This window comes from Flavobacterium sp. HJSW_4 (genome assembly GCF_042436695.1).
Taxonomy (GTDB): domain Bacteria; phylum Bacteroidota; class Bacteroidia; order Flavobacteriales; family Flavobacteriaceae; genus Flavobacterium.
This window is the reverse complement of record NZ_JBHNPP010000008.1, coordinates 118703-137258: the sequence shown is the minus strand read 5'-3', so window position 1 is coordinate 137258 and position 18556 is coordinate 118703. Positions and strand designations below refer to the sequence as shown.

14 protein-coding genes are annotated in these 18556 nt (G+C 33.8%); 7 read left to right on the top strand and 7 right to left on the bottom strand.

Annotated elements, in window-relative coordinates; genetic code table 11:
• Positions 1 to 34 precede the first annotated feature (34 nt).
• The 3 genes from ACE01P_RS10075 to bshC all read right to left on the bottom strand — a co-directional run bounded on the left by ACE01P_RS10075 (position 35) and on the right by bshC (position 3655).
• A complete protein-coding gene (locus ACE01P_RS10075) occupies positions 35 to 454 on the bottom strand; it encodes a nucleoside-diphosphate kinase (RefSeq protein WP_012026941.1) in 420 nt (139 codons plus the stop codon).
• A gap of 215 nt (positions 455 to 669) precedes the next feature.
• Positions 670 to 1941 (bottom strand): acyltransferase family protein, encoded by a 1272-nt coding sequence (locus ACE01P_RS10070; protein WP_379696974.1) that lies wholly within the window; start codon positions 1939 to 1941, stop codon positions 670 to 672.
• A 124-nt stretch (positions 1942 to 2065) separates the two neighbouring features.
• Entirely contained in the window at positions 2066 to 3655 is a 1590-nt protein-coding gene (gene bshC / locus ACE01P_RS10065; protein ID WP_379696972.1) for a bacillithiol biosynthesis cysteine-adding enzyme BshC, read from the bottom strand.
• Between the two features lie 272 nt (positions 3656 to 3927).
• Between bshC and ACE01P_RS10060 the strand changes: the two genes are divergently transcribed.
• Positions 3928 to 5205: an MFS transporter gene (locus ACE01P_RS10060; protein WP_379696969.1), complete on the top strand. Its 1278-nt coding sequence runs from the start codon at positions 3928 to 3930 to the stop codon at positions 5203 to 5205.
• Between the two features lie 166 nt (positions 5206 to 5371).
• On the top strand, positions 5372 to 7576 hold the full coding sequence (locus ACE01P_RS10055) for a B12-binding domain-containing radical SAM protein (protein WP_379696967.1): 2205 nt from the start codon (positions 5372 to 5374) through the stop codon (positions 7574 to 7576).
• On the opposite strand, the gene ACE01P_RS10050 is transcribed toward ACE01P_RS10055, so the two are convergent.
• From ACE01P_RS10050 to ACE01P_RS10040, 3 genes are all read right to left on the bottom strand, one after another.
• Positions 7573 to 8337 carry an MBL fold metallo-hydrolase gene (locus tag ACE01P_RS10050; RefSeq protein WP_379696965.1) on the bottom strand — a complete coding sequence of 255 codons (765 nt, stop codon included), beginning with the start codon at positions 8335 to 8337 and terminating at the stop codon, positions 7573 to 7575. The genes ACE01P_RS10055 and ACE01P_RS10050 overlap by 4 nt on opposite strands.
• An 84-nt stretch (positions 8338 to 8421) precedes the next feature.
• Positions 8422 to 9108 (bottom strand): response regulator transcription factor, encoded by a 687-nt coding sequence (locus tag ACE01P_RS10045; RefSeq protein ID WP_379696963.1) that lies wholly within the window; start codon positions 9106 to 9108, stop codon positions 8422 to 8424.
• Positions 9105 to 10370: a sensor histidine kinase gene (locus ACE01P_RS10040; RefSeq protein ID WP_379696961.1), complete on the bottom strand. Its 1266-nt coding sequence runs from the start codon at positions 10368 to 10370 to the stop codon at positions 9105 to 9107. The genes ACE01P_RS10045 and ACE01P_RS10040 overlap by 4 nt, the downstream gene beginning before the upstream one ends.
• 164 nt (positions 10371 to 10534) lie before the next feature.
• Here ACE01P_RS10040 and ACE01P_RS10035 point away from each other — a divergent pair, with 164 nt between their 5' ends.
• Both ACE01P_RS10035 and ACE01P_RS10030 read left to right on the top strand, forming a co-directional pair.
• Entirely contained in the window at positions 10535 to 10954 is a 420-nt protein-coding gene (locus tag ACE01P_RS10035) for a DUF1573 domain-containing protein (protein WP_379696959.1), read from the top strand.
• A gap of 168 nt (positions 10955 to 11122) precedes the next feature.
• Entirely contained in the window at positions 11123 to 12703 is a 1581-nt protein-coding gene (locus ACE01P_RS10030) for a murein L,D-transpeptidase (protein ID WP_379696957.1), read from the top strand.
• A 158-nt stretch (positions 12704 to 12861) separates the two neighbouring features.
• Here the strand turns inward: ACE01P_RS10030 and ACE01P_RS10025 are convergent, their stop codons facing one another.
• Positions 12862 to 13371 (bottom strand): C40 family peptidase, encoded by a 510-nt coding sequence (locus tag ACE01P_RS10025; RefSeq protein WP_379696955.1) that lies wholly within the window; start codon positions 13369 to 13371, stop codon positions 12862 to 12864.
• 216 nt (positions 13372 to 13587) lie between these two features.
• Between ACE01P_RS10025 and ACE01P_RS10020 the strand changes: the two genes are divergently transcribed.
• The 3 genes from ACE01P_RS10020 (at position 13588) to bglX (ending at position 18523) form a co-directional block, all read left to right on the top strand.
• Entirely contained in the window at positions 13588 to 14688 is a 1101-nt protein-coding gene (locus tag ACE01P_RS10020) for a GDSL-type esterase/lipase family protein (RefSeq protein WP_379696952.1), read from the top strand.
• Positions 14678 to 16057 (top strand): sialate O-acetylesterase, encoded by a 1380-nt coding sequence (locus tag ACE01P_RS10015; protein ID WP_379696950.1) that lies wholly within the window; start codon positions 14678 to 14680, stop codon positions 16055 to 16057. Before ACE01P_RS10020 ends, ACE01P_RS10015 begins: the two co-directional genes overlap by 11 nt.
• A 171-nt stretch (positions 16058 to 16228) precedes the next feature.
• Positions 16229 to 18523: a beta-glucosidase BglX gene (bglX, locus tag ACE01P_RS10010; RefSeq protein WP_379696948.1), complete on the top strand. Its 2295-nt coding sequence runs from the start codon at positions 16229 to 16231 to the stop codon at positions 18521 to 18523.
• The last annotated feature ends 33 nt before the right edge of the window (positions 18524 to 18556 follow it).

Here is an 18556-nt window from a genome sequence, read left to right as displayed (position 1 = left end):
TCACTAAAAAACTGTGACTGAGACTGGATACTAATTAAAATTGCTCTCTTCCTGCGAAGTGGAATGCGCTTTCGATAGCAGCGTTTTCGTCGCTATCAGATCCGTGAACTGCATTTTCTCCGATTGAAGTAGCATATGCTTTACGAATAGTTCCTTCAGCAGCTTCAGCTGGGTTTGTAGCGCCAATTAAAGTTCTGAAATCTTCTACTGCGTTGTCTTTTTCTAAAATAGCAGCAACAATTGGTCCGCGAGACATGAATTCAACTAATTCTCCGTAGAAAGGTCTTTCTGCGTGAACTGCGTAGAATGCTTTAGCATCAGCTACAGTTAATTGAGTTAATTTTAATGAAACGATTTTGAAACCACCATTAGTAATCATTGCTAAGATATTCCCGATGTGTCCGTTTGCAACAGCATCTGGTTTAATCATTGTAAAAGTTCTATTTGTTGCCATTTTATATTTTATTAAATTTTGTGCAAAAGTATACTTTTTTTATGAATTGATTTTAATAAATTCATAATTAAAACAGTTTAGAATGGTTTTTAGGACGATATTTTTAAAACCATATAAACCATATAAGTTCATTTTAGAAAATGTGCCAGATTCGCACGATGCTTTTGTGCTCAATTATTTAAATGAACTTATATGTCTTATATGGTGGAAAAAAATTATACTTTAAAAATTAGTTTATTTCTGTAGAATATCCATAATATGAATGTCCAGATTGCAACGTATGTCAATGCGCCTGCTAAAGAGGCTGTCATTGGGTTGCTGAAAAATGGTGCAATTCCGAAACGGTATAGATAATCTAATGAATTGATTTGTTCTCCAGCAAGTAATGGATGCTGAAAATGAATCATTACCAAAGCTTGTGGAATAATCTGCGAAGCGAAGAAAACAATCATCGGATTTACTCCCCAAATGACAAATAGCTTAAAGCCTTTTTTGTATTCCTTAATGTCAATGATATAATATAAAAAGGTTAAACAAACAGTTGCTAATCCTGTTGTATATAAAACATAACTACTTGTCCAAATTGATTTGTTTATAGGCAAAACTAAATCCCAAATTAATCCGAAAAAGATAAGAACCGTGCCAATTCTGCCCATTGTAAAGGCTTTTTGGATTTTGCTTATATTAAGCAATAAAATCTGGCCGATAAATAAACCGATAATTCCGTTTACGATTGATGGCAGTGTGCTTAAAAGTCCTTCTGGATCCCAAGTGTTGGTTTCGTGATACATATGTCCTTTTAGAAAAATGCTGTCAATCCAAGCTGCTAAATTGGTGCCTCTTTCTAAATTAGCTTCTCCAAACCCAGGAACAGGAATTAAAGTCATTACAGCCCAATATCCTAAAAGTAAAACAGCTCCTGTAATAATTTGAGTTTTTCGTGACGTTTTCAAATACAAAAGTGAAACCACAAAATATACGACTGCAATGCGTTGTAATACACCAGGAAGACGAACATCTTGATAATTTTCGAATCCGCCGTAGGCTAAAATGAGATAAATGGCTAGAATGCTAAAAGCGAAAATGTTTTTTAAACGTGTACTGAAATTGCCCATTAAAGCATAACCAACCGCAAAAGTGATAATTAATCTCCCAATTAAAAGTGGAATTCCGTCTAATCCGAAAAGTTGGATTTTTCCAAAGAAATTAAAGAAAATACCCAAAGAGAACATTCTTAAAGAACGAATCAGAATTTTGTTGAATGTTGTTTCGTCGTACTTTTTGTCTGGCATTGCAAGCGGTACTGCAACTCCCATCATAAAAATGAAAAATGGAAATACAAGATCGGTTGGTGTACAGCCATTCCAATGCGCGTGTAAAAGCGGCGGATAAACATTTCCCCAATCACCGGGATTGTTTACAATAGTCATCAATAGAATTGTCAGTCCGCGAAAGACATCAAGCGAAATTAGGCGTTCTCTTACCATTAGGTTAGTTAGTTAATAGGTTATAAAATATAATTCTATTTGGTTTGAGAGAGCGATGATCTAGGAAATGTGCTGGTTATTTGTTCCTAAATCATCACTTTTATAATTTCTAAAGATAATTATTTTAGATTATTATGATATCAAAATTGTGTTCTAAAGGTTTTAATTTTTGAATTAAAAGCGGAATCAATTGTTCTCCTTTTTCTAAATAAAATTCAGAAAAATTGGCTTGACGTTCTTGAAGGCTATTATTTGGAAATAATTCACATTGCAAATCTGTAACACGTTCCAATTGATCTGCCAGTTTTCTTTTTTGTGCTTTTAATAAACGTTTCTCTAGATTTTCTAGACCTTTCTTTTGTTTTACTTCTTGTGCTTTTACAGCCCCAGAAAAAGATTTATCGGTCTTTTCAGCCAATTCAAAAAGATAAGCAAACTGTTTTTCAAGTGCTTCTCTTTGTGGAGTCAAATCGATTGGAAACGGAGAAAGTTTATGTGTAATTTCATTAACCAAATTATCGGATTTGCTGAATAAATCTTTCCAAGTTAAATTCAAATTATCGGCTTTTTTAACTTGTTTTTCAGTTGCTAAAAGAACTGAATTTCGAACCAATAATATCGGGAAAGTGATATTTACAGCTTCAAAGAAAGCTTTCAATTCTAGCCAATAAGCAATTTCTCCGCCTCCGCCAATGTAGCAAAGATTTGGAAGGATAATTTCCTGATACAACGGACGCATAATCACGTTCGGACTGAATTTTTCAGGATTGCTTTCTAGTAATTTGAAAATTTCATCTTTTGAAAATGAGATTTTTGTGTTGTTTACAAAGTATTTGTCATTTTCAAAAATGATTCTTTCGCGAAGTTTATCTTCGATATAAAATAAATTAATCTCACGCGGATTTACCTGAACCGTATAATCTGAAAGTTTTTCAATTGATTTCTGAACTTCTTTAAACGAAGTTTGACTTTCTAGTTCTTCTTTCACAAACGGAATAAAAGCGCGTTTCAAATCAGCATCGTCCGCATCTATAATTACTAAGCCGTAATTTGCGAAAAGCGTGTTGGCTAAATAACGAGTCGCATCAGCTAGAGTTGAATGTTTTAAATAAGCATCTTCAAAAAGCTTTTTAAGCGAATTAGCATTTGTGCTTGAACCTAATTCCTGAGAATAAATTTCAAATAAATCTTCTAAACCTTCAGTTGAAAGTCTTCCGACAGGTCCCGTGCTTTCAGCATTCCAACGGATTTTTTTTCCTTTAAAATTAAAATAATTAATTTCTTCAAAATCGTGATCCTCGGTAGCCATCCAATAAACTGGAACGAAATTGTACGAAGGATATTTCGACTTTAATTCTTTAGTTAAATTAATCGTAGAAATGATTTTATATAAAAAATACAGCGGTCCGCTAAATAGATTTAACTGATGTCCAGTTGTAATTGTAAATGTATTTTCGAGTGCTAAAAGCGAGATGTTTTGCTTGGTTAAATCTGAAGCTTCAATATTTTGATATTGCTTTTGCAACGTTTCAACCAATGCAGTTCTATTATTATGATCAAAATTAGCCGATTTTTCAGCTATTTGTTTTTCGAAATTTTCTAGGCTTGGAAAATTATTGTACAGCGGTTTTAACTCTGGTTTTTGATCTAAATAATCTTGCATTAATTTAGAGAAATATCCAGAAGATTGAAAGCTGATACAGTCGGTAGGCATAATTTTAAATTTATTTTTGACAGCTGTAAATTTAATGAAAATATATAGTTTAAAACGCTATTAACAATTGCTTAAGAATTGATTTTTAATTTTTATTTTAAAATGCCTACAATCAGGTTTTTATATTGAATTAGAATTCGTTGTTTTTAAATGGAAAACACATTGAATTTGTTAAAAAACGGGAAGTGTTTTAAAACTAATTCTCTTAAATATGAATTATTAATAATGAAACTATATTTTTGTAATCAAAAAAAAAGTTATATCCGTTTTACATGAAAACTAACCCAAATAAAAAGAACTCTTTAAAACACGTTCTTTTTGGAAGCCTTATTGGCACCACAATCGAATTTTTTGATTTTTATATTTATGCCAATGCTGCGGTTTTGGTTTTTCCTCAATTATTTTTCCCTAGTGCAGATTCAACAATGGCGACTCTGGAATCTTTAGCAACTTTTTCTATTGCCTTTTTATCACGACCATTAGGTTCTGCATTTTTTGGCCATTATGGAGATAAGATCGGACGTAAATTTACTCTTGTTGCCGCTTTATTGACGATGGGAATCTCGACCGTAACAATTGGATTTTTACCAAGTTATGCCAGTATTGGTGTGGCGGCGCCTTTATTATTAATGCTTTGCCGATTCGGACAAGGTGTTGGTCTAGGAGGCGAGTGGGGAGGAGCTGTTTTATTGGCGATAGAAAATGCACCGCCAAACAAACGTGCCTGGTATGGAATGTTCCCGCAATTAGGCGCTCCAATCGGATTATTGCTTTCAGGTGGAACTTTCCTATTGTTGACCGATTCTATGAGTAATGAAGATTTTATGAATTACGGTTGGAGAATTCCTTTTATTGCAAGTTCATTATTAGTTGCTGTTGGCTTTTATATCAGAACTAAAATTACAGAAACACCTTCATTTGAAAATGCTAAAAAACACGAAGAAGAAGTAAAAGTTCCATTTTTAGAATTAGTGAAATCATATAAAAATCAATTGATTTTCGGAACATTTGCCGCTATTACAACATTTTTAGTTTTCTATTTAATGACCGTATTTACTTTAAGCTGGGCAACTTCAGATTTAGGAATTGTGAAAAGAGACGGATTATTGATACAATTGTTCTCGGTCTTGTTTTTTGCGATTTTTATTCCAGTTTCAGCTGTTGTGGCAGACAAAATTGGGCGTCGTAAAATGCTTATTGGGGCAACTGCGGCGATAGCGATTTTCGGATTTTTCTTTTCTTATTTTTTAAGTGAAGGAAATATCACTCTGGTTACTATTTTTGCTTGTATCGGAATGTCTCTGATGGGATTTACTTATGGACCTTTAGGAACTTTTTTATCAGAATTATTTCCAACGAATGTTCGTTACTCAGGAGCATCTTTAACATTCAATATGGCTGGAATTTTAGGAGCTGCTTTTGCGCCAATGATTGCAATTTGGTTAGCGAAAACCTATGATGTGAGCTATGTTGGATTCTATTTAATTGCCGCAGCACTTATATCTTTAATTTCATTTTTAGTGATTAGTAAAGATGAACATAAGTTTTAATTGACTTTATAATTAAAATATAGATTATTAAAAACCTTAAAGACGATGTTTCTTTAAGGTTTTTTTGCGTTTAAAGAAAGTTGAAAAGGGCAGAATATATTTGTCGAAAATCTTTTCGCTAAAAAATCCACAATAAGGCGTATTTTTGCAAAAAAATAATTCCCTTTTGAAAACGAAACTTTTTGTAATTACGCCGCCTTTTACACAACTAAATACACCGTATCCGGCAACGGCGTATATAAAAGGTTTTCTGAATACTAAAAATGTCGAATCGGTTCAGGCTGATTTGGGTATTGATGTGATTTTGGAATTGTTTTCAAAAAAAGGATTGATTGACTTGTTTCAGGTTTCAAGTTTCAAGTTTGAAGTTTCAGATTCTGAAATCTCAGATAATTCTAAGCGAATTTTTGCGCTTCAAGATGAATATATTAAAACGATTGATTCTGTAATTCAGTTTTTGCAAGGAAAAAATCCAACTTTGGCTTTGCAGATTTGTCAGGAAGATTTCTTGCCAGAAGCTTCTCGTTTTGCTCAATTAGAAGAACTCGATTGGGCTTTTGGAACGATGGGAACTCAGGACAAAGCAAAACATTTGGCGACTTTATATCTTGAAGATATTTCAGATTTTATTGTAGAATGTGTTGATGAAAATTTTGGCTTTAGCCGATATGCCGAACGTTTAGGACGAAGCGCTAATTCTTTTGATGAATTGTACGGTGCTTTACAGCAAGAACCAACTTATATCGATTCGATTTTAATTTCGCTTTTAAAAGCTAAAATTGAAGCTGTAAAACCGACTTTATTTTTAATTTCTGTTCCCTTTCCGGGGAATTTATATAGCGCTTTCAGATGTGCGCAATGGGTAAAACAAAATCATCCTGAAATTAAAATTTCAATGGGAGGCGGTTTTCCAAATACTGAATTGCGTTCGCTTTCTGATAAACGTGTTTTCGAATTTTTTGATTTTATTACTTTGGATGACGGAGAAGTTCCAATTGAAGAATTAATTTTTCATTTAGAAAATCCAGATTCTGATTCTTTCAAAAGGACATTTTTATTAGAAAATGGAGAAGTCGTTTACAAGAATAATTCTTTAAAACACGATTACAAACAAGCTTATGTAGGAACTCCAGATTATTCAGATCTTCCTTTGGATAAATATATTTCGGTTATCGAAATTGTAAATCCGATGCACCGAATGTGGAGCGACGGAAGATGGAATAAACTCACAATGGCACACGGCTGTTATTGGGGAAAATGTACTTTCTGTGATATTTCTTTAGATTATATAAAAGTTTACGAACCTGTTGCGGCAAGTTTGCTTTGCGACCGAATGGAAGAATTGATCGAAAAAACAGGTCAAAACGGATTCCATTTTGTAGATGAAGCCGCGCCGCCAGCTTTAATGCGTGCTTTGGCTCTTGAAATCCTAAAAAGAAAACTAGCTGTAACTTGGTGGACGAATATTCGTTTTGAAAAAAGCTTTTCAAAAGATTTGTGTTTGTTGTTGAAAGCTTCAGGCTGTATTGCTGTTTCTGGAGGTTTAGAAGTGGCTTCAGATCGATTGTTGAAATTAATCGATAAAGGAGTTACGGTTGAACAAGTGGCTAAAGTAACTCGAAATTTTACTGAAGCGGGAATTATGGTTCATGCGTATTTAATGTACGGATATCCAACACAAACGATTCAAGAAACGGTTGATAGTTTAGAAATGGTTCGCCAATTATTTGAAGCTGGAGTTTTGCAATCTGGTTTTTGGCATCAATTTGCTTTGACAGCTCACAGTCCAGTTGGATTGTATCCAGAGAAATTTGGCGTGACTAAAAAGACAGAAGTAATTGGAACTTTTGCCAACAATGATATAGAATACAGTGATTCTACAGGAATCAATCACGATAAATTTAGTTTCGGATTAAAGAAATCGCTTTTCAATTTCATGCACGGAATCTGTTTTGATTACGAATTGCAAGATTGGTTTGATTTTAAAATTCCAAAAACAAAAATCCATCCCGATTTTATTTTTAATGCTTTAGAAGAACAAAACGATTTCAATACAAAACCAAATGCAAAAGTGGTTTGGTTGGGAGGAAAACCTTCTGCATCAGCATTTACAAAATCGAAAAAAGGAAGAAGTTGGGAAATGATGTCGCTAACTTTTCACGACAAAAAAGAAAGTTTCGATATTCAAACGAGTAAAGAAGAAGGCGAGTGGTTGGTTTCGATTTTATCAAAAATAGCCGTTTCAGGTTCTAAAAATTATACTTTTCAAGAAGTCAAAACAGATTTCGAAACTTCTTTAGAAGATTTTGAATTGTTTTGGTATTCTAAACCAGTAAATACTTTGAGAGAATTTGGATTGTTAGTGCTTTAATATTCAATACATTCTCCATCATTTGGAATAGAAGTTTTATTCAAAAGTCCGTGATCTGAAAGAGCAGTTCTTAATTGCAATCTCGTTGTCGGACAATGGTTTAAAGCTTCTAAATGATTGGCAAGAACTTTTCCTGGAGCAAGTGTTACGAATTTCAAAATATCATCCATTCGCATTAATAAAGGTTGTCCGATGTCTAGTCGAGCTGTACCGCAGGCAACAACTGAAATATCTGGTTTAAATTGCGTTAGAACTTTTTCAACGTCTTCTGTAAAAATAGTATCAGAACTAATGTAAACTGATTTTTGATCGGCTAATTCAATTAGAAATCCCATTACATTTCCCATTAATTTGGCGATAAAACCATAACCGTGAATAGCAGGAATTCCAGTGATTTTTCCGTCTAAAAACTTTTGCGATTCCCAATATTCTAAAGTTTGAATTACACTTAATCCTCTTTGTACCAATGCTTTTTCGTCTTTAGAACTGCAGATAACGGGAATGCTCTTTCGTCTTAAGAAAACCTCGCCAGCTTTATCTATATGATCAGGATGCAAATGCGTAATCAAGCAATGCGTAACTCGACTTAAAATGTCACGACTGTTTTTAGGCAATGCGACCAAAGGGTTTCGTTTTGGTTTGTATCTGAAAATAGTAAAAGGCGGAATTGTTTTTCTTTTACCTAACATTGGGTCAACTAAAATGACATGCTTCTCTGTTTCAATTACCAAAGTGGCATTTCGCAAATGATGTAATTTCATATCCAAGAAAATTAGATATTAAAAATACAAAGTTTTTCGAAAAACTGCTTACAGATTTTTCTTTATTTTTAACAGAATTGTGATTTATCCAATAGAAAACCTAAACCCAATTCCGTGGAGGTTTTCAATCGAAATTCCTTCCTCATTTGCTAAGATTTTACGAAGACGAGAAATAAAAACATCCAAACTTCTTCCCATAAAATAGTCGTCGGTTCCCCATAAAGAGGTAAGAATTTGTTCTCTTTTTAAAACAGAATTTTTATGATCTAGAAAAAGTTTCAATAATTCGGCTTCACGCTGCGTCAAACCAACTTTTTCTTCGTCGTTAAAAAGAATAAAATTTTTGGTATCAAACTGATATTTTCCGACTTCGTAAATTGTTTTCGCAGGCGGAACATTTTTCTGCGAACGCTTTAAGAAAATTTCAACTTTCAAAAGCAATTCTTCAATACTAAAAGGTTTTACCAAATAATCATCAGCTCCTAGGCGAAGACCTTTGATGCGATCTTCTTTTAAAGTTTTAGCCGAAAGGAAAATAATAGGAACCTCAATATCAATTTTTCGAACGGCTTCAGCAAGGTCAAAACCATCCATTTTTGGCATCATAATATCAAAAATACAGATGTCAAATTCTTCTTCCTCAAAAATTTTCAGAGCCGATTTTCCGTCAGAACAATGAATTACCTCGTAATTATTTTGCTCCAAATTGTCTTTGGTTAAAAACGCAAGAGTTTCGTCGTCTTCGGCATATAGTATTTTGAAATTTCTCATTTTTTGTACGGAATTGATAAGGTTAAGGTAACACCTTTTTCTGAATTATTTTCGGCTTTTATTTTCCAGTTTTGTAAACTGCAGATTTCTTTCACATAGTATAAACCAAGTCCGAACCCATTAACTTCGTTACTTTTTTCGTTTTGAACGCGGTAAAACTTATCAAAGATAAAAGATATTTTTTTAGGATTAATTCCGATTCCATTATCAATAAACTCCAATTTTAAGCAGTTATTTTCTTCGATAATTTTGATGGTAACTTCTGGTTTTTCATTGCAATATTTTATGGCATTATCGAGTAAATTATAAACCAAATTGGCAAAATGAAAAGTGTCTGTTTCAAGCAAATATTCTTTAGAAACTGTTTCAATTTGAATAGAAGCTTCAGGATATTTTAATTTGATGTTTTCGATCGCTTCTTCAATAATCGGAACAATTAAAATGCTTTCTTTTTTGAGTTCTAAAGGCGCATAATCAGACTTTGCAATATTCAGAATCTTCTCGATATGGCCGTTTAGTTTATTTCCTTGATTGATAATAATATCCGTATAAGTATAAAGTTTTTTGTCTTCTTTAATTGGTTTCTGTTCAATCAAATATTTCGAAGCAATCAAAATAGAAGCTAGAGGCGTTTTAAATTCATGCGTCATATTATTGATGAAATCACGCTGCAATTCTGAATATTTTTTGTGCTGTAAAAGTGTAAAAATCGAATAAACGTAAATCAGTAAAATCAGAATTAATGCCGTTGAAAGAATAAACCAAAATCGCATCGAACTGAACAAATAAGTGGTTTCATTAGGAAAACGAACAGCGAAATAGTAAACTAGATTTTTATGTTTAGGGAAATAAACGGTCTTTTTGCATTCTGCTTTTTTCTTATAAAGCGAAATATAATCGCCATATATCATTTCGTCGCTTTGGCAATTGTACATCGCGTATTCGAAATCGGTCGTGATGTTCATTTTTTTGAATTCCGTTTTTAGATAAAATTCTAAAATATCAGGTTCAAATTCGTTATCAACATTTACAATATAATAGTCGTTTGCAATTTTCTGTACCGGATTTTGAACAGGAAGTTCGTGATTCGTTCCTTCGTATAATTTTTTAGCCACTTCCAACAAAGCAATATGTGCTTTTTGGCTCAATTTTTTTTGTTCAATTGTAAAAGCCTCTTTTGTCCATAACAATTGTGCTACCAAAATGCTAATGATGGCAACCAATCCTAAGAGAATGATACTGTTGAGTTTATTAATTTTCAAGAATAACGGATTTTGAGAGTGTAATATTAATCAATTTTAGCCTGAAAATAAGCGATTAACAAGTCATTAACAAACGTTTGAAAGCGGTTAACAGCGATTTGAATTTGTCTGAATTACCTTTGTAATATCAAAATGAACTACAAACCATTTTAAATATATCAGTTATGAAAATGATCAAAATTTCGATGTTAGCTTTGGCTTTAGGCCTAATGTCTTTTTCGGCAATTGCACCGGTACAATCTTTAGTTTCAGATAATGAAATTTCAGAAACTACTGCCGCTTCTACAATTGTTTGGAAAGCAGAAACAATTGATGTTGGACAAATTCCGCAAGGAACTCCAAAAGCAATTGTATACGAATTTAAAAATACAGGAAAAACTGCTGTAGTTATTACAAACGTTCAAGGATCTTGCGGATGTACAGCTACAGATTACACAAAAGAACCAATTCAGCCAGGTAAATCTGCAAAAGTTACTGCAACTTACAACGCTGCAAACAAAGGAGCTTTTACAAAAACAGTTACTGTAACAACTAGTGCAGAAACAACACCAAAAGTACTTACTTTAAAAGGTACGGTTATCTAAGATTTTTAATAGGTTGGTTATATGGCGAAAGCTCCGGACATGCAAATTGTTTGGAGCTTTTATTTTTTTATTAACCGTTTAGACTTCAAAAAAATAAGGATTAAGATTTATTTCGGAGTTCTTTGATTTAACAGAATTTTTTCTACTTTTAATCAAAAATTTTAAGCTATGAAAATTTGGTATACGCCTATAATTGCAGTCGTTTTTTTCGTTGTTTTTTCGTGTAATTCGAAAGCAGATAAGAAAGACGAAAATTCAATAAAGAAAGTCGAAAAAATTCCAGAATTAAAACTTACAATTGACACCACACGCATTGCGAAATTTTATGAAACCTATCCAAAATTGGAGAAATTTAAAGGTGATGTAACTTCTTTGTATCAAAAAAATAAATCAACTCAATTATGGCAGGATAATAAAGGAGTTGTCGAGTTTGGAAATACATTATTCAACCAATACAAAAATTTGGATCAAGAAGGATTAAAAGCCAATTATCCTTATAAAGAAGAACTAAATTCGGTTTTCGAAAATAATCCAACCAAAAAAATATCTAAAGAGGATACCGATTTGTTGTTGTCAAACTTGTATTACTATTATGCAGAAAAAGTATATGCAGGTTTTGATGAGAAAACGAGTATTTCGTTAGAATGGCTTTTGCCTCGAAAAAAGTTCAATTATCAAGTTCTTTCTGATTCTATTTTTAAGAAATCAACCATTTTGGATGATAAGAAAAAAAAGATGTTCAGCCAATATTACAAACTTCGTGATGCTCTAAAAGAATACAGAGAAATTGAAAAAAATGGAGGTTGGAAAAATATTGAAACAGGTGAAGATTATAAAGCTTTAAAAGTTGGAGATTCATCAGATGTGGTTGCTCAAATTAGAGAAAGACTTTTTGTGACCAAAGATCTTAAGGAAGATACTAAAAGTGCTGTTTGCGATACGACTTTAATAAAAGCCATGAAAAACTATGAAGTTCGTCATGGTTACACTCCAAAAAATACGATTTTATTAGAGCATATTACTGATTTGAACATTCCAGTTTCGGAGCGTATCAAAACGATTATTGCGAATATGGAGCGTTGCCGTTGGATTGATCCTGAACTAGAAAAAGGTCAGAAATATATTGAAGTTAATATTCCCGAATTTAGATTGTATATAATAGAAGACGGAAAAATCGCTTTTGTATCGCCAGTTGTAGTTGGAAGAGCAATGACAAAAACCGTTATTTTCAGCGGGATGATGAGTAATATTGTTTTTAGTCCGTATTGGAATGTGCCGCCGAGTATTATCAAATCCGAGATTAAGCCTGGAATGGCAAAAGATAAAAACTACTTGCAGAAGAAAAATCTAGAATGGAATAATGGTGCAGTTCGCCAACTTCCTGGAAAAAATAACTCTTTAGGTTTAGTGAAGTTCTTGTTTCCAAATTCAAGCAATATTTACTTGCACGATACGCCTTCAAAAAGTTTGTTCGAAAGAGAAAGTAGAGCATTCAGTCACGGTTGTGTGCGTGTAGCAAAACCAAGAGAATTAGCAATCGAATTATTAAAAGTAGATCCGCAATGGAATCCTGCAAGAATTGACAAAGCCATGCACGCTGGAAAAGAAAGCTGGTACACACTTAAGAAAAAAGTTCCAGTTTATATCGGATATTTTACGGCTTGGGTTGACCGCGAAGGAAATCTAAATTTCTACAAAGATATTTACGGTAGAGATGAAAGTTTGATAAAACTTTTAACTGAAGAATAAAAATGATTCTGTAGAAATTTTTCACGCAGATTTGGCAGATTTGAGCAGATTTAAAAAGATTTTTTATAAAATAAATCTGCGCACATCTGCTTAAATCTTTTTAAATCTCCGTGAAATAAAAATTTGTGAAGATTCGTGTAATTCGTGGCAAAAAAAACTTATTCCGATAAAACATCAACACATTTATAAAAGCGTTTGGTATAGTGTTCTGTATCAAGCGCTGTTATAGTTACTTGTTGCGCTTTTCCTGATGAAGCGTGAATAAATTTCGACTGCATTCCGTTGGCTTCGCAGATAATTCCGACGTGACCAACAACATTTCTGTTTTTATATCCGTAGAAAACTAAAACATCACCGACTTTAAACTCTTCTGGTTTCAAAGTTTTACCGATGTTTTTATAACCGCCTGAACTTCGCGGAAGCGTCATTCCAAAATTTTTAAAAACATAACTCACAAAACCCGAACAGTCAAAACCTTTTTGCGGGTTACTGCTGGCATATACATAAGGAATGCCCAAATGCTTTTTTGCAAAAACAATAAGAGAATCACGATTGATTTCAGTTTGAATCTTAGGATTTTGAACAAGAGTTTTTTCTTCATTCTTTTTTAAAGTAAAAGAAGAAAATAAAATAACGGCAGATAGAATAATAAAAAAACGTGACTTCATTTTGTATGTAAAATTGTTGTGTTGATAAAGAAAAGCTGCAAAATAAGCATTTCAAAAGAATACTATTTGTTGCACTTGTAAGAATTAACGTCAGTAAACTTAAAATTGATGTGTTTATGTGGTGTTTTTTTATTACTTTTTGACATTTTAGTATCTTTTTCGATATTCTCTTTCCAATATATTTGTGAATCGTATTTATATTTTAACAAATAAATTATGTTTCCCAAAAAAATAGCACTTTTAATTTTGTTTTTGCTGATTTCGATTATTTCAAATTCGCAAACGCTAAATTCAAACAAAACATTCTTATATCGAGGTCGAGTAGAAAAACTGCAGCATGATAACGTCATTTTGATTGGAACGGCTTCTTCTGTTTCTTTCAATTTTACGGGAAATGAATGTTCGATTTCACTTCAAAGTGTCGATTCATACGAACATCATAATTATGTTTCTTTGGTTTTGGACGGAAAGTATATTGGGAAAATTAGAATTGAAAAAGGAACAGCACAATCTTTTCCAATTAAAGTTACTTCAAATCAAAAACAACATCGTTTAGAAATCTATAAAAATACTGAAGCACATACGGGTGGAGTTTTATTCGCAGGAACAACGGCTAAACTAACTTCAATTTCATTTAAAAAGAAAAAGAAAATTGAGTTTATTGGAGATTCGATTACTTGCGGAGCAGCGAGTGACGGTTCTGATATTCCTTGCGATAAAGGCGAATATTACGATCACCACAATAGTTATTACGCTTACGGGCCAACACTTTCTAGGGCAATTGGTGTAGATTATTTGGTAAGTTCTGTTTCTGGAATTGGAATGTATAGAAATTGGAATGACGAAAACAAAGACGAAGCGATAATGCCAGATGTTTATCAGAATTTGTATTTGACGAAAGATGCTTCAAAACCGAAATACGATTTTGCTTTTCACCCCGATATTATCAGTATTGCTTTGGGGACAAATGACTTTTCTGGCGGAGATGGAAAGAAAGAACGTTTGCCTTTTAATCCTGAAAAATATGTTTCGAATTACGTCAATTTTATAAAGATGTTGTACGAACATAATCCGAAAGCGCAAATTGTAATTACAAACAGTCCGATGGTTGGAGGTGAAAGAGGAGTTGTTTTTGAAGATTGTTTGAATAAAGTTAAAAATGCTTTCGCGAATGATAAAGCGCACAAACCAATTCAGATTTTTAAATTCAAACCAATGACTCCAAGCGGATGTTCAGGACATCCAGATGTGGCAGAACATAAGCTTTTGGCAGACGAATATGCTCCATTTTTAAAGAAGTTGCTAAATGAAAAATAATATCTATAAGTTTGTTTTCTTTTTATTGATTTCCAGTACTATGATGGCAAACGTTTCGCTTCCGAATATTTTTAGTGATAATATGGTTTTACAACGCAACTCTGAAGTGAAAATTTGGGGTTGGGCAAATCCAAAAGAAGAAATAAAACTGGTTTCTAGCTGGAACAATCAGGAATATAAAACCGTTGCTAACAATCAGGCAAAATGGGAATTGACGATTAAAACTCCAGAAGCTGGCGGACCTTTTACAATTTCGATAAAAGGTTACAACGAAGTGGTTTTAAAAAATATTTTGATTGGCGAAGTTTGGCTTTGCTCAGGTCAATCGAATATGGAAATGTCGGTAAGTTGGGGAATTGATGATGGAGAAGAAGAAATGAAAAATGCTACGAATCCGAATATTCGTTTTTTTACGGTTCCGAAATTAACGGCAGAAAGTCCGCAGAATAATTTGCTTGGAAGTTGGACAGAATCGACTCCTGAAACCATGAAATATTTTAGCGCGATTGGCTACTTTTTTGCCAAACGCCTTCGCGAAGATTTGAAAAATGTTCCAATTGGATTAATTTCTTCTAATTGGGGCGGAACTCCAGCAGAAATCTGGATGCCAGAAGAAGTCGTAAATAATGATCCGATTTTATTAGAAAATGCTAAAAAACTTAACGAACAAGAATACGGACCAAGACAACCTGGACGCGCCTACAATGCGATGATTTACCCAATTGTTGGATTTAAAATCGCAGGAACGCTTTGGTATCAAGGAGAATCGAATGTAGGTTCTTTGGTTTATGATGCAACCCTTGGAGCGTTAATTACGTCTTGGAGAAAAGAATGGAAAGATGATTTCCCGTTTTATTATGTTCAGATTGCGCCTTTTAAAACCGGAAAAAATAATTTTTCGAACGTAACGGTTAGAGATTCTCAGAGAAAATTATTGAAAGAAGTTTCGAAAACGGGAATGGTTGTAATTAGTGATATTTCAGATACGATTGATATTCATCCTAAAAATAAAAAATCAGTTGGAATTCGTTTGGCGAATTTGGCTTTGAAGGAAACGTATAAAACCAATTCTAATTTGGTAAATGGTCCGTTGTTTAAAGATATTCAAGTTGAAAAAAACACAGTAATTGTTTCTTTCGATTATGCTGACGGATTGTATTTTAAAGACAAAAAATCGAATCAATTTGAAGTGGCTGGAACCGATGGAGTTTTTGTTCCTGCTGAAGCTTCGATAAAAAATAATCAGGTGATTTTGACAAGTAAAAAAGTTGTAAATCCAGCAAAAGTGAGATTTGCTTGGGGAAATACAACGCAATCGAATTTGTTTAATAAAGCCAATTTGCCTGCTTCTTGTTTTATTTCTGAATGATTTTGAATTATAAAAACAGAATAATGAAAATGCTCTTTTGAAAATGTTTGCGTGAGGGATAGAAGTGGAAAGCCCGCAGCCTGACGAAGGAAGTGCGAGGACTTGTAACGGATAGCCCGACCCGCCTTTTTCGGCGGGACACGCCCAAATTACTAAACTAACTAAACCATCATGAAGAATCGAAAAATAATTATTATCGGGGTTTTGTCCCTGTTTACTGTTGGAAATATGAGTGCACAAAAAAAGCCGTATCTGGATAAAAATAAAACTGTTGAGCAACGCATAGATTTGCTTTTACCGTTGATGACGTTGGAGGAAAAAGTGGGACAGATGAACCAATATAATGGTTTTTGGGATGTTACGGGACCTGCGCCAAAAGGCGGAACGGCCGAATTAAAATACGAACATTTAAGAAAAGGTTTAGTCGGATCGATGCTGACAGTTCGTGGTGTAAAAGAAGTTCGCGCTGTGCAGAAAATTGCGGTTGAAGAAACGCGATTGGGAATTCCGTTAATTATTGGTTTTGACGTAATTCATGGCTATAAAACGTTAAGTCCGATTCCGTTGGCAGAAGCCGCGAGTTGGGATTTGGAAGCGATTAAAAAGTCGGCTGCAATTGCGGCTGATGAAGCTTCGGCATCTGGAATTAATTGGACTTTTGGGCCAAATGTTGACGTTGCAAATGATGCGCGTTGGGGACGTGTGATGGAAGGTGCGGGGGAAGATCCGTATTTGGGAAGTAAAGTGGGGTATGCGCGTGTGAAAGGTTTTCAAGGGGAAACAATTGCTGATTTGCAAAAAGTAAATACAATTGCTGCTTGCGCGAAACACTTTGCGGCTTACGGTTATGTTGAAGCTGGTTTGGAATATAATATTGTGGATATTAGTAATTCTAAATTGTACAATTCGGTTTTGCCTCCTTTTGAAGCGACGGTTGAAGCTGGAGTTCGTACGTTTATGAATTCGTTTAATACTTTGAATGGAGTTCCAGCAACTGGAAATGCTTTTTTGCAAAGAGATATTTTAAAAGAAAAATGGAAGTTTGACGGATTTGTAATTTCTGATTATGCTTCGATTCGTGAAATGATTGCGCACGGTTATGCAAAAGATGAAGCCGATGCAACGGCAAAAGCAGTAATTGCAGGTTCTGATATGGATATGGAATCGTATTTGTACGTTGCTAAATTGGTTGATTTGGTAAAATCTGGAAAGGTAAAAGAAGCTTTGGTTGATGATGCCGTTCGCAGAATTCTTCGTGTGAAATTTGAATTAGGATTATTTGACGATCCGTACAGATATTGTGATGAAAAACGCGAAAAAGAAGTTGTTGGAAGTAAAGCCAATAATGAAGGCGTTTTAGACATGGCAAAGAAATCTATCGTTTTATTGAAGAATGAAAAGAATTTGCTTCCGCTAAAGAAATCTGGGAAGAAAATCGCTTTGATTGGCGCTTTGGCAAATGATAAAAATAGTCCGTTGGGAAGCTGGAGAATTGCTGCTTCAGATGATACTGCAGTTTCAGTTTTAGAAGGAATGCAGCAATACAAAGACAATCAGCTGACTTTTGAAAAAGGTGCAGATTTATTGACTCAAAAAGCAACTTTTTTAACCGAAACCATTTTCAATACAACTGATAAAAGCGGATTTGAAGCAGCGAAAAAAGCAGCAAAAAATGCCGATGTTGTTGTAATGGTTTTAGGAGAATACGGTTTCCAAAGCGGTGAAGGAAGAAGCAGAACGGATTTGAACTTGCCAGGTTTACAGCAGGAATTATTAGAAGAAATTTATAAAGTAAATCCGAATGTAGTTTTGGTTTTAAATAATGGTCGTCCGTTGAGTATTCCGTGGGCAGCTGAAAATGTTCCAGCAATTGTTGAGGCTTGGCATTTAGGAACTCAGGCAGGAAATGCGATTGCTCAGGTTTTATACGGAGATTATAACCCGAGTGGGAAATTGCCAATGTCGTTTCCTAGAAATGTTGGTCAAGTGCCAATTTATTACAATAAATACAGCACAGGAAGACCAATCGACAGCGATAAAAATGTTTTCTGGTCGCATTACATGGATGTGGAGAAAACTCCTCAGTTTCCGTTTGGTTTTGGATTAAGCTACACGAAATTCGATTATAAAAACTTGAAGTTGAATAAAACTTCTTTTGCAAAAGGAGAAAAAGTTGAGGTTTCTGTTGAGGTCACAAATTCTGGAAATTATGATGGAAAAGAGGTAGTTCAATTGTACATTCATGATGAATTTGCAAGTATCATTCGTCCAATTAAAGAATTAAAAGGTTTTGAATTGGTAAATCTTAAAAAAGGAGAAACGAAAACGGTAAAATTTGCTTTAACAGATAAAGAACTTGGTTTTTATGATAATGAAGGAAAATATCTTGTAGAACCAGGAACTTTTAAAATCATGGTTGGAGGAAGCTCTGATAAAGGTTTGCAAAGTGGTTTTGAGATTCTTTAAGAGGTTCAAAGGGGCAAAGTAACAAAGGTTCAA